This window comes from Acinetobacter sp. WC-323 (genome assembly GCF_000314615.1).
GTDB lineage: Bacteria > Pseudomonadota > Gammaproteobacteria > Pseudomonadales > Moraxellaceae > Acinetobacter > Acinetobacter courvalinii.
On sequence record NZ_AMZS01000068.1, the window covers coordinates 18,642 to 43,103 of the forward strand.

24 protein-coding genes are annotated in these 24,462 nt (G+C 40.6%); 19 read left to right on the forward strand and 5 right to left on the reverse strand.

Annotated elements, in window-relative coordinates:
- Window positions 1-48 precede the first annotated feature (48 nt).
- The 12 genes from ACINWC323_RS02145 to hpaR all read left to right on the forward strand — a co-directional run bounded on the left by ACINWC323_RS02145 (window position 49) and on the right by hpaR (window position 11,948).
- The gene (locus tag ACINWC323_RS02145) at window positions 49-420 is read left to right on the forward strand and encodes a cupin domain-containing protein (RefSeq protein ID WP_009515438.1); all 372 of its coding nucleotides are present in this window, start codon (window positions 49-51) and stop codon (window positions 418-420) included.
- A gap of 134 nt (window positions 421-554) precedes the next feature.
- The gene (locus tag ACINWC323_RS02140) at window positions 555-1,964 is read left to right on the forward strand and encodes an aldehyde dehydrogenase family protein (protein ID WP_032881734.1); all 1,410 of its coding nucleotides are present in this window, start codon (window positions 555-557) and stop codon (window positions 1,962-1,964) included.
- Between the two features lie 288 nt (window positions 1,965-2,252).
- The gene (locus tag ACINWC323_RS02135; RefSeq protein WP_009515440.1) at window positions 2,253-3,677 is read left to right on the forward strand and encodes an APC family permease; all 1,425 of its coding nucleotides are present in this window, start codon (window positions 2,253-2,255) and stop codon (window positions 3,675-3,677) included.
- Window positions 3,678-3,862: 185 nt separating this feature from the next.
- Window positions 3,863-5,200 carry a hypothetical protein gene (locus tag ACINWC323_RS02130; protein ID WP_009515533.1) on the forward strand — a complete coding sequence of 446 codons (1,338 nt, stop codon included), beginning with the start codon at window positions 3,863-3,865 and terminating at the stop codon, window positions 5,198-5,200.
- 156 nt (window positions 5,201-5,356) lie between these two features.
- Window positions 5,357-6,022: a fumarylacetoacetate hydrolase family protein gene (locus tag ACINWC323_RS02125; protein WP_009515496.1), complete on the forward strand. Its 666-nt coding sequence runs from the start codon at window positions 5,357-5,359 to the stop codon at window positions 6,020-6,022.
- Window positions 6,019-6,774 (forward strand): fumarylacetoacetate hydrolase family protein, encoded by a 756-nt coding sequence (locus ACINWC323_RS02120; RefSeq protein ID WP_009515657.1) that lies wholly within the window; start codon window positions 6,019-6,021, stop codon window positions 6,772-6,774. The genes ACINWC323_RS02125 and ACINWC323_RS02120 overlap by 4 nt, the downstream gene beginning before the upstream one ends.
- Before the next feature lie 18 nt (window positions 6,775-6,792).
- The gene (gene hpaE / locus ACINWC323_RS02115) at window positions 6,793-8,253 is read left to right on the forward strand and encodes a 5-carboxymethyl-2-hydroxymuconate semialdehyde dehydrogenase (RefSeq protein WP_009515529.1); all 1,461 of its coding nucleotides are present in this window, start codon (window positions 6,793-6,795) and stop codon (window positions 8,251-8,253) included.
- A 29-nt stretch (window positions 8,254-8,282) separates the two neighbouring features.
- Window positions 8,283-9,140: a 3,4-dihydroxyphenylacetate 2,3-dioxygenase gene (gene hpaD, locus ACINWC323_RS02110; protein WP_009515390.1), complete on the forward strand. Its 858-nt coding sequence runs from the start codon at window positions 8,283-8,285 to the stop codon at window positions 9,138-9,140.
- A gap of 16 nt (window positions 9,141-9,156) precedes the next feature.
- Window positions 9,157-9,546, forward strand: coding sequence for a 5-carboxymethyl-2-hydroxymuconate Delta-isomerase (locus ACINWC323_RS02105; protein ID WP_009515590.1), 390 nt, complete (start codon window positions 9,157-9,159; stop codon window positions 9,544-9,546).
- 14 nt (window positions 9,547-9,560) lie between these two features.
- Window positions 9,561-10,364, forward strand: coding sequence for a 2-oxo-hept-4-ene-1,7-dioate hydratase (gene hpaH / locus ACINWC323_RS02100; protein WP_009515616.1), 804 nt, complete (start codon window positions 9,561-9,563; stop codon window positions 10,362-10,364).
- A gap of 12 nt (window positions 10,365-10,376) precedes the next feature.
- On the forward strand, window positions 10,377-11,177 hold the full coding sequence (hpaI, locus tag ACINWC323_RS02095) for a 4-hydroxy-2-oxoheptanedioate aldolase (RefSeq protein WP_009515564.1): 801 nt from the start codon (window positions 10,377-10,379) through the stop codon (window positions 11,175-11,177).
- A gap of 345 nt (window positions 11,178-11,522) precedes the next feature.
- A complete protein-coding gene (hpaR, locus tag ACINWC323_RS02090) occupies window positions 11,523-11,948 on the forward strand; it encodes a homoprotocatechuate degradation operon regulator HpaR (RefSeq protein WP_009515380.1) in 426 nt (141 codons plus the stop codon).
- Between the two features lie 189 nt (window positions 11,949-12,137).
- Here hpaR and ACINWC323_RS02085 read toward each other — a convergent pair whose 3' ends face one another.
- From ACINWC323_RS02085 to fahA, 4 genes are all read right to left on the reverse strand, one after another.
- Window positions 12,138-12,917, reverse strand: a complete 780-nt coding sequence (locus ACINWC323_RS02085) for an IclR family transcriptional regulator (protein WP_009515502.1) — start codon at window positions 12,915-12,917, stop codon at window positions 12,138-12,140.
- 269 nt (window positions 12,918-13,186) lie between these two features.
- Complete coding sequence (locus ACINWC323_RS02080) at window positions 13,187-13,735, reverse strand: VOC family protein (RefSeq protein ID WP_005230124.1); 549 nt, start codon at window positions 13,733-13,735, stop codon at window positions 13,187-13,189.
- A 19-nt stretch (window positions 13,736-13,754) separates the two neighbouring features.
- Window positions 13,755-14,387 carry a maleylacetoacetate isomerase gene (gene maiA / locus ACINWC323_RS02075; RefSeq protein WP_009515601.1) on the reverse strand — a complete coding sequence of 211 codons (633 nt, stop codon included), beginning with the start codon at window positions 14,385-14,387 and terminating at the stop codon, window positions 13,755-13,757.
- Window positions 14,374-15,678, reverse strand: coding sequence for a fumarylacetoacetase (fahA, locus tag ACINWC323_RS02070; protein WP_009515691.1), 1,305 nt, complete (start codon window positions 15,676-15,678; stop codon window positions 14,374-14,376). The genes maiA and fahA overlap by 14 nt, the downstream gene beginning before the upstream one ends.
- A 353-nt stretch (window positions 15,679-16,031) precedes the next feature.
- Here fahA and ACINWC323_RS02065 point away from each other — a divergent pair, with 353 nt between their 5' ends.
- Window positions 16,032-17,420: an amino acid permease gene (locus ACINWC323_RS02065; RefSeq protein WP_009515455.1), complete on the forward strand. Its 1,389-nt coding sequence runs from the start codon at window positions 16,032-16,034 to the stop codon at window positions 17,418-17,420.
- Between the two features lie 296 nt (window positions 17,421-17,716).
- Entirely contained in the window at window positions 17,717-18,652 is a 936-nt protein-coding gene (locus ACINWC323_RS02060; protein WP_009515617.1) for a dihydrodipicolinate synthase family protein, read from the forward strand.
- Window positions 18,653-18,724: 72 nt separating this feature from the next.
- On the opposite strand, the gene ACINWC323_RS02055 is transcribed toward ACINWC323_RS02060, so the two are convergent.
- Window positions 18,725-19,639, reverse strand: a complete 915-nt coding sequence (locus ACINWC323_RS02055) for a DMT family transporter (RefSeq protein ID WP_009515489.1) — start codon at window positions 19,637-19,639, stop codon at window positions 18,725-18,727.
- Window positions 19,640-20,060: 421 nt separating this feature from the next.
- Here ACINWC323_RS02055 and ACINWC323_RS02050 point away from each other — a divergent pair, with 421 nt between their 5' ends.
- From ACINWC323_RS02050 to ACINWC323_RS02030, 5 genes are all read left to right on the forward strand, one after another.
- Window positions 20,061-20,744 carry a GntR family transcriptional regulator gene (locus ACINWC323_RS02050; protein WP_032872291.1) on the forward strand — a complete coding sequence of 228 codons (684 nt, stop codon included), beginning with the start codon at window positions 20,061-20,063 and terminating at the stop codon, window positions 20,742-20,744.
- Window positions 20,745-20,931: 187 nt separating this feature from the next.
- The gene (locus tag ACINWC323_RS02045) at window positions 20,932-21,864 is read left to right on the forward strand and encodes a 4-hydroxyproline epimerase (RefSeq protein ID WP_009515430.1); all 933 of its coding nucleotides are present in this window, start codon (window positions 20,932-20,934) and stop codon (window positions 21,862-21,864) included.
- Window positions 21,861-22,964: an NAD(P)/FAD-dependent oxidoreductase gene (locus ACINWC323_RS02040; RefSeq protein ID WP_009515448.1), complete on the forward strand. Its 1,104-nt coding sequence runs from the start codon at window positions 21,861-21,863 to the stop codon at window positions 22,962-22,964. The genes ACINWC323_RS02045 and ACINWC323_RS02040 overlap by 4 nt, the downstream gene beginning before the upstream one ends.
- The gene (locus tag ACINWC323_RS02035; protein ID WP_009515608.1) at window positions 22,965-23,195 is read left to right on the forward strand and encodes a 2Fe-2S iron-sulfur cluster-binding protein; all 231 of its coding nucleotides are present in this window, start codon (window positions 22,965-22,967) and stop codon (window positions 23,193-23,195) included.
- A complete protein-coding gene (locus ACINWC323_RS02030; RefSeq protein ID WP_009515442.1) occupies window positions 23,195-24,457 on the forward strand; it encodes an FAD-dependent oxidoreductase in 1,263 nt (420 codons plus the stop codon). The genes ACINWC323_RS02035 and ACINWC323_RS02030 overlap by 1 nt, the downstream gene beginning before the upstream one ends.
- The last annotated feature ends 5 nt before the right edge of the window (window positions 24,458-24,462 follow it).

Below are 24,462 nucleotides of genomic sequence, written 5' to 3' on the forward strand. Positions count from 1 at the left end.
TCAAGTATGTGACATATATGAATTTAAAATAATGGTAGAGGTAAGCAAATGGCTTTAACAAATATTGAAACAATCAATCAACTCGAAAGTCTCGATGCCTGGGGAAATATTACGGATATTGGAGGAAAACTATTAGAAGGTTCGCCCAATGTAAATGCGTTCGGGAAAATGTCTTTAGGCGCTCCTACAGATGCGATCAGTGCAGGTTATTTTGGCACAAATAAAGGTAAATACCGTTTGGTCTATCCATTTAGTGAACAAGCTGTGATCATTTGTGGAGAAATTAACATTACTGATGAATCAACTGGAATAACCACAACGTTTAAAGCTGGAGATTTATGGGTAGTTGAAAAAGGCACATCGACTGTTTGGGATGTGAGGTCAGATTTCTTTATTAAACATTATTTTGCAGTTGTTTAAATGGTTTAAACACTAAAACGATTATTGTGCCAACAGGCGAATTGTTTTGGTTTATAGCTGCATATTTTCTTAAGCTAATGAGTTTCATAATTAAAAAAACTCATCTTTGAACTAGATGATCAAGGGAAGATTGCATGAATACTTCTATGTACATAAATGGTCAAGCAATATTAGGGAATGGAAATGCACTGGATGTTAACAATCCAGCAACGTTAGAGGTGATTACTCAAGTTTATTCGTCAGCATTTGAGCAGTTAGAAGAATGTGTGGCAAAAGCAAAGCAGGCTTTTACGATATGGAAAAATCTCGCTGACCCGAAAATTGTAGAGGCATTTCATGCAATCGCTGAAGATATTTTGTCTCAAAAGGAGGAACTGGCTCGGCTAATTACGTTAGAGCAAGGTAAACCATTATTCTTGGCGCAGGTGGAAGTCGAGCTGACCGTACAGTGGATCAATTACGTGGCAGGATTAAATATTCCAGTAGAACATTATCAGGAAGCGAATGGGAAAAAAATAACGGTTTATAATCGGCCATTGGGTGTGGTTGCTTCTATTACACCATGGAACTGGCCATTTATGATCGCGGCCTGGCATTTATTTCCTGCATTAAAAGCAAAAAATTGTGTTATTAACAAACCCTCTGAATTTACTCCCTTAAGTACAATCAAGCTTATTGAAATTATCAATCAGCATTTACCAGCTGGCGTATGTAGTTTGATACTGGGAGACGGAAAAATCGGTCATGCACTTACACAACATCCAGACATACAAAAGGTAACCTTTACAGGATCTACGGGTACAGGGCAAAAAATTCTGGAAAATTCCGTCAGTACACTGAAAAGTGTAGTACTTGAACTGGGCGGTAATGATATCGGGATTGTGTTGGAAGATGTAGATATAGATCAAGTTTGCCGAAAAGTCTTCATGTCTGCTTTTTTAAATGCAGGCCAGACTTGTGCATGTCTAAAAAGATTATATGTTCATGAAAAAATATATGATCAGGTCATTCGTAAGTTAACAGAAATGATCAACTCTCAGGTATTGGGAAATGGTTTAGAAGAGGGCACTACTTTTGGGCCTGTACAAAACAAGTTGCAATTTGAGAAGGTACAGGCATTTATCACAGATGCTTTAGAACATGGAGCTACCGTGATTCGTTCACATCAGTTATTACCTGAAAAGGGATATTTTATTGCCCCAACGCTTGTTGTAAATGCAAGGGACGAAATGGAGGTTGTACAAAAAGAGCAGTTTGGCCCAGTTCTACCTATTCTGAGTTTTAGTCATGTAGATGAAGTGATCAAGACTACCAATCAAAGTGAGTTTGGTTTGGGAGCTTCTGTTTGGACTAAAAATCTACAAAAAGCAGAAAAAATTGCTGAGCAAATAGAAGCAGGAACGGTCTGGATCAATAGTCATGCTGATCTTTCACCGGAAGCTGCATTTGGAGGGTGGAAACTTTCAGGTCTGGGGTATTCATTTGGTCTAGGAGGATTATTGCAATATACGCATAAACAATCAGTTCATATCACGGCAGCGTGATTTTTTATAAACCGGACCATCCTAAGCCATTTAAATCTTTAAATGGCTTTTTACATGATAAATCCCAATATAAAAATAATAAGAATGTCTTTTTTTTACAATTGATCCTGTTGTTTTTCATTTAAGTTAAAACCCATAAAGCTGTTCTGGATATCTGAATATAGGTTGTTTTTATATTGATATTGAGGATGGGCTGAGCATAAGACACCTTAATTTGAAGGTTATCCTTTTAGAAAATAAAGGGAAAAGAAGTAGAAAAAATAGTTTTCTTATCTGCATGGAGCTTTTATGAATAATGGAAATAATTTAAAAAAGGGCAGTCTGGGCTTATGGACCGTTGTATTTTTTGTAGTTGCAGCGGCTTCTCCATTAACTGGCGTTGTTGGCGCAATGCCCCTGAATTTTATGTTAGGCAACGGAGCAGGTGTACCAGGTTCTTTTATTGTGGCAGCTCTATTACTGATTATTTTCAGTTTTGGTTTTATTGCTATGAGTAAATATGTTGTTAATGCGGGAGCTTTTTATACTTATATTGTGCAAGGTCTGGGAGTAGGGCCAGGTATTTCTGGCTTGAGTATCGCTATTCTGGCTTATACGGCAATACAGTTATCTGTGACGGCAATGTTTGGTTTTTTTGCTCAACATCTGATTTTTTCTCAATTTGGACTAAATATATCTTGGTGGATATATGCCTTGGTCATACAAGTCGCGGTCGTATTACTCGGTATTGCAAAAGTTGAAATTGGCGGAAAGATACTAGGTATTTTGATGATTCTCGAAGTTGGTATTATTTTGCTTGTTGATATTGCTATCTTTCAGAAGCCCATCGCTTTAGAGTTTAATTCATTTCAACCCTATACCATTTTCACTAGCCATTTTGGTATTTCAATGGTTTTTGCCATCTGTTCTTTTATTGGATTTGAGGCGGCCGCAATTTATTCGGAAGAATGCATTAATCCAAAAAAAGTAGTCTCTAAAGCCACTTTTATCGCCGTTTTTTTGATTGCTATATTTTTTGTTTTTACGTCCTGGAGCTTCATTCTTTACAGTTCATCCGCGGCTGTAGTAGAGATAGCAAGTAAAGATCCTGGAATGTATGTCTATAACGTCGCAACAGCAGTTTTAGGTAAATGGTCAGTAGATGTAATGTCTATTTTATTACTCACCAGTTTGTTTGCCGCTACCCAAGCATTCCACAATTCGCTTGCACGTTATATGTATACCATCAGTCGTGATGGTTTGTTTTGGTCGAAACTATCTATAACTCACAACAAGCATCAAACACCTTATGTGGCAAGTATTGTTCAGGGTATTGTCATGATGTGCTGTATTATTATCTTTGCCCTAATGCAATTCGATCCTATGATTGATATCTTTTCCTGGTGCTCAGCACTCGGGAGTATGTCAATTCTCACTTTGCAATTTGGTGTAAGCCTGGCAGTTATTTCATACTTTTTAAAATATAAAGAACTAAAGGTCAGTCTGTGGAGTCGCTTAATCGCTCCAATTATCTCGAGTATAGGAATGCTCTTTGTTTTATATCTGGTCATCAAAAATCTGGATATTATGAGTGGTAGCAATAGTCCTATTATTTATATCATGCCTATTATCTTGTTGCTGAGTATTATATTTGGTTTGGTTGTAGGGAGTGTTTTAAAAAGAAATAATATTTCTTTATATAATAATATTTATACGTTAGTTAAAAAAATATAGTCTGTTAAAAGTGATACATAATTTTGTGTGTCACTTTTTATTTTATTTTTTTAGTGCGTGCTGATGGTGTGAAAAAGTCGTTTTTTTACAATATTTCAATCTGTGGATTCTGCTAAAAATAAAAATGCCCTATAGCTTTTTAAGGGGTTAGAGCATTTTATTTAATACATTTTAGGGAAAGATTAATGAATAAAAAATTATATCATTTTATTATATTGTCAGGGATGGCAGTTATAGCATTCAATACGCAAGCTGATATTGAACTATATAAAACTGATGATACATTAGTCGCAGCAAATATCGCTGCAACTGCAGGTACATTTTATAGTAAGAAAAATTATATACCTGATGCTAAGAATAAAAGCTATAGCTGGCAAGAGGGGTATATTCAATATGGATTAAATGCAGAACATAAAATTGGTGAGTACGGTTTAATTTACGCGAAAACTAATCTGGTTAGTGCAGCAACTTGGGGAGATGGAGATGCTGCGGGCTTTTCTGACGGAAGTGAGCGGGCAACAAAAGTTGAAGATGCATTTATTGGCTGGAAATCTGGAGATTTAATTCCATGGCTAGGAAATAATGGTTTGAATATTTCCTTGGGGCGGCAAAATATTTGTTTTGGTGATGGTTTTCTAATCTGTGCAGATGCACCTAACATTGGTAATTCACCTCTATTAGGAAAAGCTTTCAACGGTAAAGGTGGAGGAACTTATTATCTTGCTGGACATCGAAATTTTAACGATACGGTTATGATCAAACTTGGCAATCCAGAAGGTTTACATGGCAGTCTTTCAACTTTTAAATCTAACAATGCGATACAAGCCTATTCAAAATTTTATGCAGCAACATTAGATTACACGGATCCGAAGATTGGTACACTTGGATTTACCTATTTACATAATGATTCTGTCGATTCGTTTTTTGCTAAACAGGTATCTCCAATATTGACTGATCGGGAAGGTATGGATGTTTATAGCTTGCGTGGTGAGGGTAGCCTAGGGGTTGAAAATATGACTTTAGGCTTTGAATATGCAGTACAGGACAAAGCTAATGCTGAGACTGAAAATGCCTGGTATGTAAAATCAGGTTATTTGTTTGATATCCCTTGGAAACCTTCTTTTACGTTGAGATATAGCCGTTTTTCTGAAAAATGGGATAATTTATTTGTTGGAGCACTCGATTATGGAAAATGGTTTCAAGGAGAAGTTGCGTATAATTATTCGGGACCATTTAATGCAAATACACAGATATCAAATATTGGTTTTAATATTAATCCTCATGAGAAATTAACCTTAGGCTTACAAGCCTATGATTTTGATACGCTTAATAAACATAACAACCCTGATCTATCTGGACAGGAACTCGATCTCTATGCTTTATGGTCGGTGAAACAAAATATTATAGTGTCTCCCTTATTCGGTATTTATAAACCAAAAAGAGATTTGCTGAATAATGGATCACAAAATGGGGATGATAAAGTAAATCTTTATGCTCAAATGGTTCTTAATTTATCCTTTTAAAATCTGGAATTTAGTTTTTATTGTAAGTGAAATGCTGATATATGGCGCATAGGTGTTGAAAATATTAGGTAGTCTTTAATAATAGTTAATATATTAATTTTTGTTAAAAAATGCCTGTGGCTGATTTCAAGTCAGATGATATGGAGGTAGTGTTTAATGTTATACGAAAAACAGATTAAATTAGATGGAAATATATTTGGTATTGCATTGAATTATAAGTGTTTATATCAAAAGTTTAGAGCAGTATTTAATGAAAAACCGTACATAACAGAACCTGTTAAACCTGTACTTTTTATTAAAACCCCGAATACACGAAACCATGATGGAGCAATTGTTTACATACCTCATGGTGAGATTTTACAAGCAGGCCCGACGCTCGGGGTAGTGATTGGGAAAAATACCAGCCGGGTGAGTCTGAAAGAAGCTGCTGAGCATATTGCCGGTTATGTTGTCGTCAATGAATTGAGCCTTCCAGAAGAAAATTATTATCGTCCGGCGATTAAGGCCAAGTGCCGTGATGGGTCTTGCGTTTTAGGTTCAGTTGTTGCCAAAGAGGAGATAAAGAATATTAATGCATTGGCACTACGTGTATATGTGAATAATCAGCTTGTACAACATGGAACAACGGCAAATTGGATTCGTACGCCTGAGCAGCTTATTCAAGAGATTAGCGAATACATGACCCTTAATGAGGGCGATGTCCTTTTAACAGGAACGCCTTTAGGCCGGGCTGATCTTCATGATGGAGATACAGTAACTGTTGAAATTGAAAACATTGGCAAAGTTACAAACATCGTTCTGCAACAGGGAGCAATAACATGAAGACTGCTAAAATTAAGTATAACGGACAATATTTTAATGTTGTGGTCAATGATGACCTCAGTGTGGTACTACCTTCGGGGTGTGTTCTTGAAGAAGATCAAGTTGAATGGTTACCTCCTGCCAGTGGCACTATGTTTGCACTTGGCTTGAACTATGCAGACCACGCTCGTGAACTGGCATTTGAACCACCAAAAGAACCTTTGATTTTTATTAAAGCCAATAATACTTATACAGGGCATAACAAACAAACCTGGCGTCCAGATCATGTTGAATATATGCATTATGAGTGTGAACTTGTGGCTGTTATTGGTAAAACTGCCAGAAATGTAAAACGTGAAAATGCCTTGGAGTATATACAAGGCTATACCTTGTGTAATGATTATGCGATTCGCGATTATTTAGAAAACTATTATCGTCCAAACTTACGTGTTAAGAACCGCCAGGCTACTACACCCGTCGGTCCTTATATTATTGAACGTACCCGAGTCCCTGAACCCAATAATCTTGTCCTGAAGACATGGGTTAATGGAGAGCTTCGCCAAGAAGGTACAACTGCTGACATGATTTTCAATGTGCCTTTCCTGATTGAATACATTTCATCTTTTATGACCCTTCAACCGGGTGACATGATTGCAACTGGAACACCAGAGGGTTTATCTGATGTTGTTCCAGGTGATGAGGTTATCGTCGAAATCGAAGGCATAGGTAAATTGCGGAACTATATCGTTTCTGAAACAGAATTTTTTAATTGATAGATAAAGGAATGTCTAATGATCAAGCACTGGATTAATGGCAAAGAAGTTGTTAGTGATGAGACCTTTACCAACTATAACCCGGCAACAAGTCAAGCTATTGGCGAGGTTGCAAGCGGTGGAAAAAGAGAAGCTGATTTAGCGGTTGCAGCAGCGAAAAGAGCATTTCCAAAGTGGTCAAAAACACCCGCAAAAGAACGCGCACGTTTAATGCGTCGTCTAGGTGAGCTTATTGATCAGAATATTGAAAAAATTGCCGAGTTAGAAACGCTTGATACAGGTTTACCTATCCACCAAACCAAGAATGTTTTGATTCCTCGTGCATCACATAACTTCAATTTCTTTGCAGAAGTATGTACCCGCATGGATGGTCATACTTATCCAGTTGATGACCAAATGTTGAACTATACACTGCATCAACCAGTAGGTGTATGTGCATTAGTTTCGCCTTGGAATGTACCATTTATGACAGCAACATGGAAAACAGCGCCATGTTTGGCATTAGGTAATACTGCGGTACTAAAAATGTCTGAGCTGTCGCCTTTAACTGCAAATGAACTTGGACGTTTAGCGTTAGAAGCTGGTATTCCAGAAGGTGTATTCAACGTCGTTCAGGGCTTTGGGGCAAATGCTGGGGATGCACTGGTGAAACACCCTGATATCCGTGCAATTTCATTTACTGGTGGTACAGCTACTGGTCGTAAAATCATGGCCAATGCGGGTTTGAAAAAATATTCAATGGAGCTGGGAGGAAAATCTCCAGTTGTTATTTTTGCTGATGCTGATTTAGAGCGGGCACTGGATGCAGCCCTATTTACAATCTTCTCGTTAAATGGTGAGCGCTGTACTGCAGGTAGTCGTATTTTTATTCAAGCATCTGTATACGATGAGTTCGTTGCCGAATTTGCGCGCCGTGCAAAAAATATCATTGTTGGCGATCCTCAGAATCCCAATACCCAAGTTGGTTCAATGATTACGCAAGCACATTACAACAAAGTCACAGGCTACATCAAAATCGGGATTGAGGAAGGTGCAAATCTAGTTGCTGGTGGTCTAGAGCGCCCAGCAAACTTACCTGAGCATTTGAAAAATGGACAGTTTATTCAGCCAACAGTATTTGCCGATGTTGATAACCGTATGCGTATTTCTCAAGAAGAAATCTTCGGACCAGTGGTGTGCTTATTAAAATTCAAGGATGAAGCAGAAGCATTACGCCTTGCAAATGATGTTGAATATGGATTGGCGTCATATATCTGGACTCAGGATATTGGTAAAGCACACCGCCTTGCTGCAGGTATTGAATCTGGCATGGTCTTTATTAATAGCCAAAACGTACGTGACTTGCGTCAACCATTTGGTGGTGTGAAAGCATCAGGTACAGGACGTGAAGGTGGTGAATACAGTTTTGAAGTATTTACAGAAGTAAAAAATGTTTGTATTTCAATGGGATCACATCATATTCCACGTTGGGGCATATAGGATTATAAATACAATTTAGGGAAAAAATTATGGGTAGCTTAGTACTTGCAGCAAAAATTACACATGTTCCATCGATGTATTTATCCGAATTACCAGGCCCTCACCAAGGCTGCCGCCAAGCAGCCATTGATGGACATCAAGAAATTGGGCGACGTTGTCGTGATCTGAATGTAGATACCATTGTAGTGTTTGATAGTCACTGGTTAGTCAATAGTGCTTTCCATATTAATTGTGGGGAACATTTCCAGGGAGTTTATACCAGTAACGAACTTCCACATTTTATTAAAGATATGGAATTTGAATATGACGGTAATCCTGTACTTGGTCAGTTGATGCAGGAGGAAATTGAAAAAACAGGTATCCGTGTTCAGGCACATAACATTAAAAGCCTTGAGCTGGAATACGGTACTTTAGTCCCGATGCGTTATATGAATCATGATCGTCGTTTTAAAGTGGTTTCAGTTTCAGCTTTTTGTACCTCTCACTCATTGCAGGATAGTCGTAAATTTGGTCAAGGTTTGATCAATGCAATTGAGCGTTATGAAGGTAATGTCGCAATTTTTGCCAGCGGTTCATTATCACATCGCTTTATATGGGATTGGGAAGTACAACGGGGCATGGATGCTTATACACGTGAATGGGATCGTCAGGTCGACAAGCATGTTGTGAAAATGTGGGAAAATGCCGAATGGGCTGAGTTCTGCGAGATGCTCCCTGAATATGCTGAATATTGTTTTGGCGAGGGTGGAATGCACGATACTGCAATGTTATTAGGTGCCTTAGGTTGGGATAAATATAACCAGCCTGTGGAAATTATTACGCCTGCTTTTCCAAGCTCGGGGACGGGCCAGATTAATGCCGTTTTTCCCTTAATGCCGAAACTTTAAAAACAAGGAGTGAAAGATGCCACATTTTACTGCCGAATATAGTGCCAACCTTGAAGATTCTGTAGATTTTCAGAGTTTGTTCAAAATAGTAAATGAATTTTTAGGAAATACAGGTGTATTTCCTTTAGGTGGAATACGCAGTCGTGCTATCCGTTTAGAGAAATATCGTGTGGCAGATGGTCAACATGACTATGCATTTGTACACATGAGCTTAAAAGTTGGCTCTGGGCGTGATCTTGATACACGCCAAAAAGTTGCCTCAGAACTCTTTGCTTTAATTGAGCAATTTTTTCAACCTTTAAAAATTCAACGGTTATTGGCAATTTCATTTGAAATGACAGAACTTGATCCAGTTCTCAATTTTAAATCAAACAACATCCATAAATTTTTAAGAAATCAGGCTTAAGACAGGGAAGTTATATGTTAGATCAAGCCCAAATTAAAGAGTTGGCACTTCAACTCGATGAAGCTGAAAAAACTGGTCAGCAAATACGCCAATTTTCACTGCAATATCCCGAAATTACAATTGATGATGCATATGCAGTTCAAAAGGCATGGGTAGAGCATAAAATTGCTGAAGGACGAAAATTAGTTGGTCATAAGATTGGTCTAACCTCACGTGCCATGCAGGTTTCTTCAAATATTACTGAACCTGATTATGGTGCATTGCTAGATGACATGGTATTTGAAGAAGGTTCAGATATTCCAATGTCACGTTTTATTGTACCTCGTGTTGAAGTTGAATTAGCCTTTGTTTTAGATAAACCACTGACTGGGCCAAACTGCACTATTTTCGATGTACTGGATGCGACTCGTTACGTGATTCCGACTATTGAAATCATTGATGCACGTTTACACAACATTGATCCGGACACTCAAATAACCCGTAAAGTTTTTGACACTATTTCTGATAATGCTGCCAATGCCGGCATTGTTATGGGTGGCCGTCCAATCAAAACGAATGACCTCGACTTACGCCGCATTTCAGCAGTTTTATACCGTAATGGCGTTATTGAAGAATCTGGTGTTGCCGCTGCTGTACTCAATCACCCAGCAAAAGGTGTTGCTTGGCTTGCCAATAAACTGCATTCACATGGTGTTACGTTGCAACCAGGACAAATTATTTTAGGTGGTTCATTTACCCGTCCTGTAGCAGCTCGTGCAGGTGATACATTCCATATTGATTATGATCAACTTGGTTCAATCGCTTTTCGCTTTGTATAAAGGGATTAAATTATGGTGAATACTGTTAATTACTTTAAGCAAAAGCTTAAAACCGAACAACAGATAGGCATGTGGGTAGGCTTAGCTGATGGTTACTGTGCAGAAATTGCAGCAAATGCTGGCTATGACTGGTTGCTCATTGATGGTGAGCATGCCCCAAATGATGTGCGCAGTATTTTAGCCCAATTGCAAAGTCTCGCAGCTTATTCAAGCCAAGCGGTCGTACGGCCAGTTTCAGGTGACGTAGCGCTTATTAAGCAATTACTGGATATTGGTGCACAAACTCTACTTATTCCAATGGTTGAATCTGCTGAACAGGCTGAATTGATGGTGAAAGCCACCCGTTATCCACCAAAAGGCATTAGGGGAGTTGGTGCTGCGCTTGCTAGAGCCTCACGCTGGAATAATATTCCGGATTATTTATATAAAGCCGATGAGCAAATTTGTGTTTTGGTGCAGATTGAATCTAAAAAAGGTTTAGATAATCTTGACGAAATACTCAGGATTGATGGTATAGATGGGGTTTTTATTGGCCCTGCAGACTTATCCGCAGCACTCGGCTATCTGGGCAATCCTGAACATGAAGAAGTGCAGAACATTATCATGCATACAATTCAGAAAATACGCTCGGCTGGGAAGGCAGCAGGTATTTTATCTGCTGATGAAGCATTGGCAAAACAATATCTTGAAATAGGTACCGAATTCGTTGCTGTAGGTGTCGACACCAGTTTGTTAATGAAGTCGATGAAACAACTACTATCAAGATTCAAAAATATTGAAGAGCAGGTAACGACCTCGTCAAGTGTTTATTAACGAGAGTAAGATTTTAAAAGATTATTGTTTTTCGGTGAGGTATGAAAAAGAGTTACTCTGTTTTTAGACTTTAAAATAGTTATCACTATCCCGCTCAATGACAGATTAGCAACGATCCAATGATCTTTGGTGAGCAGTATCATCGATATAGTTACACGTATTTTAAGTTTCTGGAAAGATCCTGCTCATCATTGAAAGTTTCCAGTACAAAATAAGTGATTATTCTATGTAATTTTCATGATAATTTACCTTGTTAGGCCAGCGAAATCTGATTAGCATTAACTAGTATGGAATTTACCCTTCAAAAATAAGTTAATATAGCCATAATTTTTTGTATAGACAGTAATGAAACCTATCCGTCCGTCTTTAACGTTAGCCTTATTAGAAGCCCGTGAGGCAATCATGTCTCATTTCCGCCCCGCACTGAATGAGATCGGATTAACTGAGCAACAATGGCGTGTAATTCGTATTTTATATCAGTATGAAGAGCTGGAAAGTAATCAGCTGGCTGTTTTGGCCTGTATCCTCAAGCCAAGCTTAACAGGAATTCTAAATCGGATGGTTGAGCAGAACTTGATCCAAAAGCGTAAAGATGAAGCGGATCAACGAATTAGTTTAATCCGTCTTACTGAAAATGGGTATAAATGTTTTGAAGCACAAGCGATAAGAATGGAAAGTTCTTATACCAAAATACAAGAACAATACGGTGAAGAAAAGATGAATGAACTTTTAAAGCTTTTAAAAGATCTTTCAAGGATTAAGCTGGACTAATATATTTTCAGCTTCAAATATTTGTTTTCCGATTTGGTAAAATATGTATTTTTTTATCATAATTCAGAAAAGATAGAGCTTTAATTCTTTGGAAATAAAAAAAGAACCGTACCTACATTAAGTTAACTTAATAGATACGGTTTTATTTTTCTACAATATTATTGTCAGTCAATATATTGATCATTGAAATTAACGGGTTTGAATATATTGATTGATGGCAGCCACTTCGCGTTTAAACAGTTCCAGTTTTTCACTGCCTTCCTGCACCGAGAAGAACATTTCACTGTCCAGCGCCACGATACAGAACTCCATCGAGTGATGGGCATTAAAAATTGGTAAACCGACCGCATTGATCCCGACCAGCAGATCGCCTTGTGCTATGGCCATACCGTGTTGCAGTGTTGTCTGTTTGAGGGCAAGGAACTCATCCCAATTGCCCGGTTTGATCGGGTAATGGTTCTGTGCAGCTTTATCCCATTCAGCCAGCATCAGCGGCTTAATGATTGCCTCTGGCATATAAGACGCAAATACCCGTCCCGCAGCGGAGTTGATCAGAGGCATAACCGAACCCACTTTGGTGACAATTGAAATCGGGTGGTTTGACTCAATGGACTGCACCACGAGCGGGCCTCTAGGCGACCATTTACTGATCTGGATGCCGCAACCAATCTTGTTTTGTAATTCGTAAATCAGATGCTGTACCAGTTGTAATACATCGGTATGTTGAATACAGTTTAGACCCAGACGCCATGCCTGATCACCCAAGGCGTACTGACCATCTTCAAGCTGTTTGGCATAATTCATGCGGATCAGGCTGACCAGATAACGGTGAACCTTGGCAGGGTGCATATCCAGTCGGCTAGACAGTTCTTTTAATATAATCGGTTTGTTATGTTCCAAAAGGGCATTGAGTACGGCTAAACCGACCTCAAGTGATTGAACCCCACCAGATAACTTTTCTTCAATCATTTATTAACCCTTAATCTGCATACGTTCGCGATCCGTATTTCGTTTTACTGCAGTACATAATGCCTGAGCAGAAGCTAAAATAGAAATCACCTTTTTAAATGATTTAAATAGGTGAATTGTATAAGCATACAATTGTTTTTAATCAGCTTACACGATATTTGTATGACAAGCATCGATCGGCCAGGAACAGCCGATACCTAACTTAAATTCAGGCAATAAAAATCGGCATTGAAGCGATAGATCCCCAATGCCGAGCGCTTGAACCTGAATTAGGCGCCTAATTCATCTTCATGCAGAAAGTGCGTATGATGTGGGGCACGTTTGGTTCGGCTCCATTCGTCCAGCATTTCCAGTTTCATTTCTTCCGTGATGCGTGCAATTTTTGCATCAGCATGGACATCATTGTAGGTCAACTCCAGACGGTGACCATTAGGATCAAAGAAATAGATCGAGTGGAAAATACCATGGTTGGTGACACCGAGCACCTTGACCCCGTTTTCTTCCAGATGTGCTTTTGCTGTCATCAAGGCATCTAAGTCTTCAACTTCAAAGGCAATATGTTGCACCCATTGTGGTGTATTTTCATCACGTCCCATTTCAGGCTGGGTCGGAAGTTCAAAAAATGCCAGTACATTGCCTTGTCCGGCATCGAGAAAGAGATGCATATAAGGATCGAAGGCTTTGGTAGACGGCACATGGTCTTCTGCAAAGGCCAGAATGAAATCCATATTGAGCATTTTTTTATACCATTCCACGGTTTCTTTGGCATCTTTACAGCGATAGGCCACATGGTGAATTTTTTTAATTGCAAAGCTCATGATAAAACTCCTTTTATCGCTATTCCCAATCTGGTTGTTGTTCTGGTGCAGCATGTAAAAATGCTGGAAGGGTTAGACAATGTTGATAAATCGATTCAATTTTTGGAAAAGCGCTTAAATCTATTTTGAAGCGCTTGGCGTTATAAACCTGCGGAATCAGGCAACAGTCAGCAAAAGTGGCTTGTGTGCCAAAACAGAATTGCCCATTGGAATGCTGCAACTGTTTTTCCAGACTTTTAAAGCCTTCAATAATCCAGTGCTGATACCATTGATTTTTTTGCTCATCGCTGACCGCAAGATCATTTTTGAGATATTTCAACACTCTCAGATTATCCAGCGGATGAATGTCACAGGCGATGACCTGAGCAAAGGCCCGTACTTGAGCACGTTTAATCACATCTTTAGGCAACAGTGGATTTTCCGGATACTGTTCTTCCAGATATTCCAAAATACTGAGTGACTGTGAAAGCGCCTGATCCTGATCAATCAGCGTAGGAACAAGTTGGCTCGGATTCAGCGCAACATAATTTGCCTGTTGCTGTTCATTTTTGACTAAATGAACAGGCTGAGTTTCATAGGCAATTTGTTTCAGGTTCAGCGCAATACGGACACGGTACGCGGCCGAGCTACGAAAATAGCTATACAGTTTCATAGCGCTCGTCCTTTTGTTTATTAAAGGCAAAGTGACGTGCAGGTAAAATGGTATTGGCAACTTCGCCAAAGCCCACGCGAATGCCATCTTTCTCACAATAACCTTTCACAACCACACGATCACCGTCTTCAAGGAAACCACGTGTTTCACCGTTGGATAGCTGAAGTGGCTTGGTGGTATTCCAGGTCAACTCAAGCAAGCTGCCGTAAGAGTTTTCAGTTGGCCCTGAAATAGTACCAGAGCCCATTAAATCGCCAACCTGAACATTACAGCCTGCAATGGTGTGGTGGGTGAGTTGTTGTGCCATCGACCAGTACATATATTTAAAGTTGGTCTGGCAAATCACTTCTGCTTGTTGTGCTTGAGGGGTTTGCACTTCAACACTCAGATGAATGTCATAGCTGTTGGCAACATTTTCCTGTAAGTAAGCAAGAGGTTGCGGTTGTTGTTCCGGGCCTTGCACTTTAAATGGCGCTAGGGCTTCCATAGTGACGATCCAGGGAGAAATCGCGCTGGCAAAAGTCTTGGCATTGAACGGACCCAGCGGAACATATTCCCATTGCTGGATATCACGTGCTGACCAGTCGTTTAAGAGCACCATTCCAAAGATATGATCCCATGCATTTTCAATCGCAATCGGTTCACCCAGTTCAGTCGCTTTACCCACCACAAACGCCGTTTCCAGCTCAAAGTCGAGCTTGCGTGTTGCTGAAAAAACAGGACGTTCTTCATTCGGTAACTTGATCTGACCAGAAGGGCGGACAATATCTTTACCACTGACGATTACAGAGCTGGCACGACCGTTATAGCCTACTGGCAGTTCACTCCAGTTAGGGAGCAAAGCATTCTTCGGGTCTCTAAACATGGTGCCCACATTGGTGGCATGTTCTTTAGATGAGTAGAAATCGGTGTAACCTGGTACATGCACAGGTAAATGCAGGGTAATGCTGTCTTGTTTGAATAAGGCTTTCTGGCGTAAGTCTGCGTTATCGCGTAATGCCGGATTTTCAGCAGACAGTAAGCTTTGTAAGGTTTTACGAACCGCTTGCCAGTTTTGCTTACCGGTCTCGATAAATTTATTCAGTGTGGTTTGATTAAAACAGTTCGGCATACTGCTGTGAAGTAGGCCATCTGCTTCCAAAGCTGCAAGATCGAGTACCCAGTCACCAATCGCAACACCAACACGCTGATTGCCTTGTGCTGTTTCGCTAAAGATACCGTACGGCAAATTATGAATTGTGAAATCTGATTGCGGTTCAATCTCAAGAAAACAGGTTAATTGTTGTGCCATGCTGTACCTTCCTTGTTTCTCATTCTGTAAAAACGATTAAATTTTTTATCTTGCTTGGTTCAAGCTTTTGAAAAAACGACAGATATTTTTCGTTTTATCCATTCAGCAGCTTGGGCTCAAGCAAGAAATATTGACTTTATGATTTCTATCATACTGAAAATAATTAATTACGCAATACATAATTTAATTACATTATTCATAATATTTGTTATTTATTGAATTTTCTGTTTATATGCGCGGTTATCTGAAAAGTAAATCAATTATTTTTTGATTTGAGGTAGGCATTGGTGATTAATTTATGATATACGTAATTTTAGACAAAAAAATTACGCGACAAGGACGAGAATAATCATATGTCAAATCAGGAGCAAGGAAACCTGAAACATGGTCTGAGCAATCGGCACATCCAGCTTATTGCGCTAGGTGGTGCGATTGGTACAGGTCTGTTTCTTGGAATTTCCCAATCAATCAAGCTGGCGGGTCCCTCAGTCATATTGGGTTATGCGATTGCAGGACTGATTGCATTTCTTATGATGCGTCAGCTAGGTGAAATGGTGGTGCAAGAGCCAGTCAGTGGTTCATTCAGTCATTTTGCCTATAAATACTGGGGCTCATTTGCAGGCTTCATGTCGGGCTGGAACTATTGGGTACTCAATGTTCTGGTGTGTATGGCAGAGTTAAGTGCAATTGGCCTGTATATTCAGTATTGGTGGCCTGAAATCCCGACCTGGGTTTCGGCACTGGCTTTCTTTATTTTAATTAACGGTATCAACCTGTTACACGTCAAATTTTTTGGCGAAATGGAGTTCTGGTTTTCCATTGTCAAGATTCTGGCAATTCTGGCCATGATCGCCTTTGGTTCCTATTTGCTTGCAACCGGCACAGCAGGACCACAGGCCAGCATCAGTAACCTTTGGGCATTGGGTGGATTCTTCCCGTTTGGTGTTGAAGGTTTGGTGATGGCGATGGCAGTCATTATCTTTGCCTTTGGTGGAATCGAGTTGTTTGGGATTACTGCAGCTGAAGCGCGTGAACCGGATAAAACTCTACCCAAAGCCGTCAATCAGATTATTTACCGGATCCTGATTTTCTATATTGCGACACTTTTCATTCTGTTTGCATTATTCCCTTGGAACCAGATGGCACAAGGTGGAAGTCCATTCGTGATGGTGTTTGCCTCACTGGATAGCCAGGGTGTAGCGACTTTACTTAACTTTGTGATTCTGACTGCAGCCGTATCAGTTTATAACGGGACCAGTTATTGCAGTAGCCGTATGCTGTTAGGTCTGGCTCAACAAGGCAATGCACCGAAATTCCTCAAGCATATCAATAAGCGGGGGATTCCAACCAATGCCGTTTATCTTTCAGCTTTCGTGACGGTTTTATGTGTATTGTTGAACTACGCATTCCCTGAAAAAGCATTTGGTCTATTGATGATGCTGGTGGTGGCTGCCATTGTGATTAACTGGGTGGTGATTTCGTGGACACATCTCAAGTTCCGTAAAACCATGCAGGCTCAAGGAGTTACAACCAAATTCCCTAGTATTGCCTACCCATTTAGTAATTATCTTTGCATGATCTTTATGCTAGGAATCTTGGTAGTGATGTCATTAACACCAGATATGCGTATTGCGGTGATGATGATTCCTGGCTGGATTCTGTGTTTAATGCTGGCGTATTATTTGAAGAAACGTAAGTTAAAAAATGCCCAACCGAGTGTTGCCTTGAATACAGATGCATAAATTTTGAAATCATGGTGTACATAAAAGGGCTGAATTTTCAGCCCTTTTTGTTAAGAAAAATAAGATTCAATTTAAATCATTTTTTGAAAATTCTCTTCGCAAATAACGGATCAGATCTTGTCGATGGATAAATGAGTGAGATTCTTTTTTAGAAAGGGCTTTTTTTATCTATGTATATCGTATACGATATTCAAAATGTAGAGTAAGCCAATTTATCTAATATTCGTTTTTTTAAATTGGAAGCACACGAATGCATAACCATGAATGGTTTTAATCTTGATGATAGAGGAATAATTATGAGCAATATTTTTACAGGATGTATCCCGGCGTTGATGACTCCATGTACACCTAACCGTGAGCCTAATTTTGATGCGCTTGTGAAAAAAGGGCACGAACTGATTGAAGCTGGAATGAGTGCGGTTGTATATTGCGGCTCAATGGGGGACTGGCCATTATTGACCGAAGCTCAGCGTCAAGAAGGTGTCGCTCGTCTGGTAGCTGCGGGTATCCCGACAATTGTGGGAACTGGTGCAGTGAATACTAAAGAAGCAGTCTCTCATGCGGCACATGCTGAAAAAGTGGGTGCGCACGGATTGATGGTTATTCCTCGAGTGTTGTCACGTGGTGCTTCTCCAGCAGCACAAAAAGCCCATTTTTCTGCCATATTAAAAGCTGCACCAAACTTGGCTGCGGTCATTTATAACAGCCCATATTATGGCTTTGCTACTCGCGCTGACTTATTTTTTGAGTTACGTCGTGAATTCCCGAATTTAATTGGTTTCAAAGAGTTTGGTGGTGCGGCTGATATGCGCTATGCGGCGGAGTTTATTACTTCGCAAGATGAGTCTGTCACCTTGATGGCGGGTGTGGATACCCAAGTCTTTCATGGTTTTGTGAACTGTAATGCAACAGGGGCAATTACAGGGATTGGCAATGCATTACCGAAAGAAGTTTTACAGCTGGTGGATTTAAGCAAAAAAGCTGCAGCAGGTGATGCGAAAGCACGTCGCTTGGCTCAAGAGCTGTCTGGTGCTTTAGAAGTACTTTCATCATTCGATGAAGGAACAGATCTGGTTCTTTATTATAAGTACTTAATGGTACTGAATGGGGATAAAGAATACAGTTTGCATTTCAACGAGACAGATGCATTAAGTGAATCTCAGCGCAAGTATGTTGAAACGCAATATGCATTGTTCCGTACTTGGTATCGTAATTGGTCTGCTGAGATCTGAGTAAGCTCTGTTAATTTTAAAAAAAGGCTAGGAAATCTAGCCTTTTTTAGTTCTGATAAGCTGGTTTTGATCTCAGTCCTTTTTTTTAGTCAGCATGATCACGCATAGCAAAATCAAGATTAGTCCTAAATAGCTATTAAACGTCAGGCTTTCCCCGACTAAATAGACAGCCAATAAGGTGGCCACCGGAATTTCTACCAAAGCTAAAGTCATGGCTTGGCTGGCAGGAATACGTTTTAGTCCAAAGCTAAAAAATAAATAACCCAGAAACATGGGAACAAGGGGAATATAGAGTGCTACCCAGATATTCGTTGCATAATCGAATAAGTGAGTTGCTGTAATGAATAAGGTTGGAAATAAGAGAACCGCTGAAATACCAAAAATAACGCCCATCGCAGCCCTTGAATCCACCCCTTCATGAATGAGGTTTTTCATGATCCAGGAGTAAGTCGCATAGCTGAGACTGGAAAGCAGCCCAAAAAATATACCTAGGATATGCTCAGAAGAAATAACCTGATCTTGAGGGCGATGTTCACTGGAAAAACAAAGAAAAACAATTCCAGCGAAACCGAGAACAAAGCTGATGAACCATTGCAAAGAGAGCTTACGTTTGTCGAAAAACCATTCCAGCAAAACTGAAAATAAAGGAGCGCAACCAATTGAAATGACAGTTCCGACCGATACGCCCGCCAAAGAGACAGAGGAATAAAAAGCAAAGGGGCAAAGGATTGAAACAATAACGGCGATGCAAATCTTGGTCTTGAAATTAACCAATTTTAGGTAATTTTTTTGAATCGCTTTAAAACTGAGACATGCGTGAATTAAGCCGCCGAAACATACTGAAAGGCTAGCGATGACGATTGGGCTGATCCCCTTAGCAAAAGAAGCTGCCGTGCCTGCGCTTCCCCATAAAAAAGCAGCAAACAATACAGATAGGAAACCAGTGTAATAATTGAGGGAAAAAGCTGGTTTGGTTGGCATATTCATAAAGATTGGCTCAAACGTGAAAGCTTTTACGCAGACATTGTTGTACAGGGTAAAATGGTTTACCGTGCATAATTAAAGACTGAGTTGAGTGCTAAGAGAGAAGTTGACCTTTTCTCGTCATAAGAAATTAGAGTATGCCTGTGTATTACGATTTTAACTTGAATAAAAACTTCATCTTGATGACGATTTCAGCATAGTGAATAGGCATTTTGCCAATAAAATTGTATAAGGTATACTTTAACCAATGGTTCATTTTTTTAAAATATCTGTTCATGTCGCAGGTCAAAATGATTAATAAAATTGATTTGATCAATGCTAAACTAGATTGAATAAATATGTTTATAAATAGCTATGATTTCAATGTATTGGATGAGTTCAAAGCTTTTCTTTTTTGTCATATCTTGAGGTGAAGAGAGTATCCGTGACGCTACCATCTTTTAATGTATCGGATTTAGGTGCACTACCTTCAGTGTCTGAAGTGATTGTGAAATATATTAGAGAGGCAATTATTGCTGGACATATTGCTGAAGGTGAACCAATTCGTCAGGATGAAATTGCCAAGCTTTTTAATGTCAGTAAAATCCCGGTTCGTGAAGCTTTGAAGCAACTTGAGACAGAAGGTCTGGTTGAATTCAAAAAGAATCGTGGAGCCATTGTTACCCGTATTTCTGAGGAAGAGCTGGCACAGATTTTTGAGGTACGGGTGATGCTGGAAACCAAACTGATCCAGTTGGCTGTGCCGAACATGACTGAACAGACATATCAGAAAGCAGAAGAGATCTGTAATGCCTTTATTGACACGATGGATATCGGAAGCTGGACCACACTAAACTGGCAATTGCATGCCTGTCTGTATGAACCGGCACAACGTCCCTATATGCTCAGTTTGATCCGTTCGATTTACGACAAGATTGAGCGTTATCTCAGGCTACAAATGAATGTCTCATCCGGTAAATCCAGAGCCAATGATGAACATAAAGAAATTGTGAAAGCCTGCAAAGCGAAAGATGTTGATTTGGCGGTCAGGTTGATTGAAGAGCATATTAATGGTGTGTGTCAGTCATTATATGAACATCTGCCACATTATAAGACGAACAAAAAATAAGTGTAATTGATGTTTGTCCCTTATTGCTATCAGTTAAATTAGGTCCAATGACCTAATTTTTTTGTCTTTGATTTTTAAAAAAGTTCTCGTCTAAAACTATGCTGATTTCGTCATATTTTAAGTCGAAAATGATCAAGCCTGATATGTTCTGTTGAGTCATCCTAGAAAAAAATGAAAGGATATTCAGATGAAAACAGTAAAGGTTTTGGATTCACATACAGGTGGAGAACCGACCCGATTAGTGCTTGAGGGTTTTCCAGATCTGGGCTCAGGCGATATGGAAAGCCGCCGTAAGATATTGTCAGAACAATATGATCATTTCCGCACAGCGACCATGTTGGAACCACGGGGTAATGATGTTCTGGTTGGTGCTTTATTATGTAAACCTGTTAATCCTAAAGCCAGTGCTGGCGTGATTTTTTTTAATAACACAGGTTACTTGGGCATGTGTGGTCATGGAACCATTGGCTTGGTGGCTTCCTTGGCACACCTGGGACAAATACAAGTAGGCACCCACTTAATCGAAACACCTGTAGGAGATGTTGAAGCGACCCTGCATGAGGATGGTTCAGTCAGTGTCCGCAACGTACCTGCATATCGTTACCAAAAAGCGGTCGAAGTTGAAATAGCACAGTATGGAAAAGTGACTGGCGATATCGCTTGGGGGGGAAATTGGTTCTTCCTGATCAATGATCATGGTCAAAGTGTTACAAGTGATCATCTAGAACAACTGACTGAATACGCATGGACCGTGAGACAAGCACTAAACGCGCAAGGGATCACAGGCAAGGATGGACAGGAAATCGACCATATCGAGTTATTCACAAGTGATACCGAGGCGGACAGTAAAAATTTTGTGTTGTGCCCTGGAAAAGCTTATGACCGTTCACCCTGTGGAACCGGAACCAGTGCAAAAATTGCGTGTTTGGCGGCCGATGGCAAACTCGAGCCAGGAACGTTATGGAAACAGGCCAGCATCATTGGAAGTCAGTTTGTTGCGTCTTATGAACAGGCTGGGGAATATGTGATTCCGACGATTCGGGGTGAAGCTTATATGAGTGCCGAAGCCATTTTGTTTATGGATGAAAAGGATCCATTTGCCTGGGGCATTCAGCTATGAGCACCGATGTAATTGTCATTGGTGCAGGTATTGTCGGAGCGGCCTGTGCTTATGAGTTGGCACGGCAAGGACTAAGTGTCCTTGTTTTAGATGCGCGTATAGGAGGTGCGACAGCCGCAGGCATGGGGCATTTGGTGATTATGGATGATTTGGAAGCCGAACTCCAACTCAGTCATTGGTCGGTTCAGTTGTGGCATGCATTGGGAAAGCAGCTTTCAGAAGAATGTGCCTATCGTCAGATTCCAACCTTGTGGCTTGCGAGCAGCGCTGAAGAAATGCAGGTTGCCGAAGAAAAATACCAACGACTTAGCGCACAAGGCGTCAGGTGCCAGCTCTGGTCTAGCGAAGAAATTCGCCAGCTTGAACCCCATTTAAAACAGGGTGTTTATGGTGGATTAGAAGTGTTGGATGATGGGATTCTATATGCACCCTGTGCTGCCGAATGGTTACTAAAACAATTTCCACAGCAGATTCAGTACCAACAAAGCAAAGTGACTGTCATTGAAGAAAATCGGGTTCAAGTGAGTGATGGAATCTGGTTGGAAGCAGAACATATTATTCTGGCAAATGGCATTCATGTGACAGATTTTTTCCCCGAGTTACCTATTGAGCCTAAAAAGGGGCATTTGGCTATTACCGATCGTTATCCTGAATTAAAGGTACAACATACACTGGTGGCCTTGGCCTATGCTGCCAGTACACAAGCCACCAGTGGTATCTCAGTTGCTTGTAATATCCAGCCTAGGCCGACAGGTCAGCTGTTTATTGGCTCATCGCGCCAGTTTAATACTGTCGATCCGACAGTCGAGCCAGAAGTTTTTACTCGTGTACTTAAAGAAGCGGTGGACTATTTTCCAGCATTGGCCGATCTCAATATTATTCGGGCATGGACGGGTTTTCGTGCAGCAACACCAGATGGCATTCCAGTCATTGGGCGGCATCCGGCTTTTCGGTCCGTTTATTTAGCCGTAGGTCATGAAGGACTCGGAGTGACCACGGCTACAGGTACGGCAAAGCTGATTGCTTCACATATCTGTAGATTACCTTTCGGTATTGATCCTGAACCTTTTTTACCTGATCGTTTTATTGGAGCTGTATAAATGATCCAGCTTTTTATTAACGGCAATTGCTTGACTGTGATGGATGGAATGACCGTTGCTGCTGCTTTGGCTCAGGCAAAATCCTATAGCCGTGTGTCTGTTTGTGGGGAGCAACGTACTCCTTTTTGTGGTATGGGCGTTTGTCAAGAGTGCCGTGTCAAGATTAACGGGTTTAGAGTATTGGCTTGCCAAACATTGTGTCAGCAAGGTATGCAGGTGGAAACGCACTAATGAAAACAGAATATGATATTGTGATTGTCGGTGCCGGTCCCGCAGGCTTATCCGCTGCCATTGCAGCTGCTGAAAGCGGGGAGCGTATATTAATACTGGATAATAATACTCAGGCCGGCGGTCAGATTTGGCGGGCAGGGCCGATTTTTCCAGATCCGGAACTGGCGCAACAAACATATAGGCAGATCCACACCAAACCTAATATTGAGTTTATGTTTGGTGCCAAGATTGTCGCAGCACCTTTTGCTGGCCAATTACTGGTTGAGCGCGCGCATGACAGTCTGAATGTGACTTATCGCCAGTTGATACTATGTACAGGTGCTAGAGAACTCTTCTTACCCTTTCCCGGCTGGACATTGCCGGGCGTAACAGGCGCAGGTGGTTTGCAGGCTTTAGTCAAGGCCGGTACGCCTGTACACGATGAGCGTATTGTTATTGCCGGATCAGGCCCCTTGTTATTGGCTAGCGCAGATACAGCTAAAAAAGCTGGAGCGCAGGTATTATATGTCGCTGAGCAGGCGAATCATTCGACAGTACGAAAGTTTGCTCTACAGCTTTGGCGTTGGCCTGCAAAAATCTTTCAGGCATTGTCATTACCTCATCGCTTATATCAACCTGACAGTTATGTTGTGGAGGCCATTGGACAAGAACGCCTTGAACGCGTACGACTGCAAACTCCAAAAGGCATTATCGAGGTTGAGTGTGATCGTCTGGCTTGTGGTTTTGGCCTGATCCCAAATATCCAACTCGGACAGTTGCTGGGATGTCAGATCAAAGATCAGGCCATCGTTGTCGATGAATATCAGCGTAGTTCACAACCACAGGTTTTTGCGGCAGGTGAGTGTACCGGTTTTGGAGGGAGTGAATTGGCTATAGTTGAAGGGGCTATTGCCGGTTATGCTGCAATTGCTCAATATGAAAAAGCAAGCCAGTTCTTTGCCAAAAAACAGCGTTATCAACGATTTGCCACTTTGCTTCAGAAAAGTTTCAAGTTACGTTCTGAGTTAAAAACATTGGCCCGTCCAGAAACGATTTTTTGCCGCTGTGAAGATGTAAGGTTTGATCAGGTTGCTGAAAGAGCGAACTGGATCGATGCAAAGTTGCATACACGTTGTGGAATGGGTGCTTGTCAGGGAAGTACCTGTGCGACTGCAGCAGCTTGCTTATTTGACTGGCCACTTTCTAGTGCTCGACCACCCTTACTGCCGACACGGGTAAAAAGCTTAATGTCGATGACGACATGTTCTTTAAATCAAAAATAAAATGT

What these genes read in the sequence shown, in the direction of transcription:
- ACINWC323_RS02145 (WP_009515438.1), top strand. Translation starts at nt 49, where the DNA reads ATGGCTTTAACAAATATTGAAACAATCAATCAACTCGAAAGTCTCGAT.
- ACINWC323_RS02140 (WP_032881734.1), top strand. Translation starts at nt 555, where the DNA reads ATGAATACTTCTATGTACATAAATGGTCAAGCAATATTAGGGAATGGA.
- ACINWC323_RS02135 (WP_009515440.1), top strand. Translation starts at nt 2,253, where the DNA reads ATGAATAATGGAAATAATTTAAAAAAGGGCAGTCTGGGCTTATGGACC.
- ACINWC323_RS02130 (WP_009515533.1), top strand. Translation starts at nt 3,863, where the DNA reads ATGAATAAAAAATTATATCATTTTATTATATTGTCAGGGATGGCAGTT.
- ACINWC323_RS02125 (WP_009515496.1), top strand. Translation starts at nt 5,357, where the DNA reads ATGTTATACGAAAAACAGATTAAATTAGATGGAAATATATTTGGTATT.
- ACINWC323_RS02120 (WP_009515657.1), top strand. Translation starts at nt 6,019, where the DNA reads ATGAAGACTGCTAAAATTAAGTATAACGGACAATATTTTAATGTTGTG.
- hpaE (WP_009515529.1), top strand. Translation starts at nt 6,793, where the DNA reads ATGATCAAGCACTGGATTAATGGCAAAGAAGTTGTTAGTGATGAGACC.
- hpaD (WP_009515390.1), top strand. Translation starts at nt 8,283, where the DNA reads ATGGGTAGCTTAGTACTTGCAGCAAAAATTACACATGTTCCATCGATG.
- ACINWC323_RS02105 (WP_009515590.1), top strand. Translation starts at nt 9,157, where the DNA reads ATGCCACATTTTACTGCCGAATATAGTGCCAACCTTGAAGATTCTGTA.
- hpaH (WP_009515616.1), top strand. Translation starts at nt 9,561, where the DNA reads ATGTTAGATCAAGCCCAAATTAAAGAGTTGGCACTTCAACTCGATGAA.
- hpaI (WP_009515564.1), top strand. Translation starts at nt 10,377, where the DNA reads ATGGTGAATACTGTTAATTACTTTAAGCAAAAGCTTAAAACCGAACAA.
- hpaR (WP_009515380.1), top strand. Translation starts at nt 11,523, where the DNA reads ATGAAACCTATCCGTCCGTCTTTAACGTTAGCCTTATTAGAAGCCCGT.
- ACINWC323_RS02085 (WP_009515502.1), bottom strand. Translation starts at nt 12,917, where the DNA reads ATGATTGAAGAAAAGTTATCTGGTGGGGTTCAATCACTTGAGGTCGGT.
- ACINWC323_RS02080 (WP_005230124.1), bottom strand. Translation starts at nt 13,735, where the DNA reads ATGAGCTTTGCAATTAAAAAAATTCACCATGTGGCCTATCGCTGTAAA.
- maiA (WP_009515601.1), bottom strand. Translation starts at nt 14,387, where the DNA reads ATGAAACTGTATAGCTATTTTCGTAGCTCGGCCGCGTACCGTGTCCGT.
- fahA (WP_009515691.1), bottom strand. Translation starts at nt 15,678, where the DNA reads ATGGCACAACAATTAACCTGTTTTCTTGAGATTGAACCGCAATCAGAT.
- ACINWC323_RS02065 (WP_009515455.1), top strand. Translation starts at nt 16,032, where the DNA reads ATGTCAAATCAGGAGCAAGGAAACCTGAAACATGGTCTGAGCAATCGG.
- ACINWC323_RS02060 (WP_009515617.1), top strand. Translation starts at nt 17,717, where the DNA reads ATGAGCAATATTTTTACAGGATGTATCCCGGCGTTGATGACTCCATGT.
- ACINWC323_RS02055 (WP_009515489.1), bottom strand. Translation starts at nt 19,639, where the DNA reads ATGAATATGCCAACCAAACCAGCTTTTTCCCTCAATTATTACACTGGT.
- ACINWC323_RS02045 (WP_009515430.1), top strand. Translation starts at nt 20,932, where the DNA reads ATGAAAACAGTAAAGGTTTTGGATTCACATACAGGTGGAGAACCGACC.
- ACINWC323_RS02040 (WP_009515448.1), top strand. Translation starts at nt 21,861, where the DNA reads ATGAGCACCGATGTAATTGTCATTGGTGCAGGTATTGTCGGAGCGGCC.
- ACINWC323_RS02035 (WP_009515608.1), top strand. Translation starts at nt 22,965, where the DNA reads ATGATCCAGCTTTTTATTAACGGCAATTGCTTGACTGTGATGGATGGA.
- ACINWC323_RS02030 (WP_009515442.1), top strand. Translation starts at nt 23,195, where the DNA reads ATGAAAACAGAATATGATATTGTGATTGTCGGTGCCGGTCCCGCAGGC.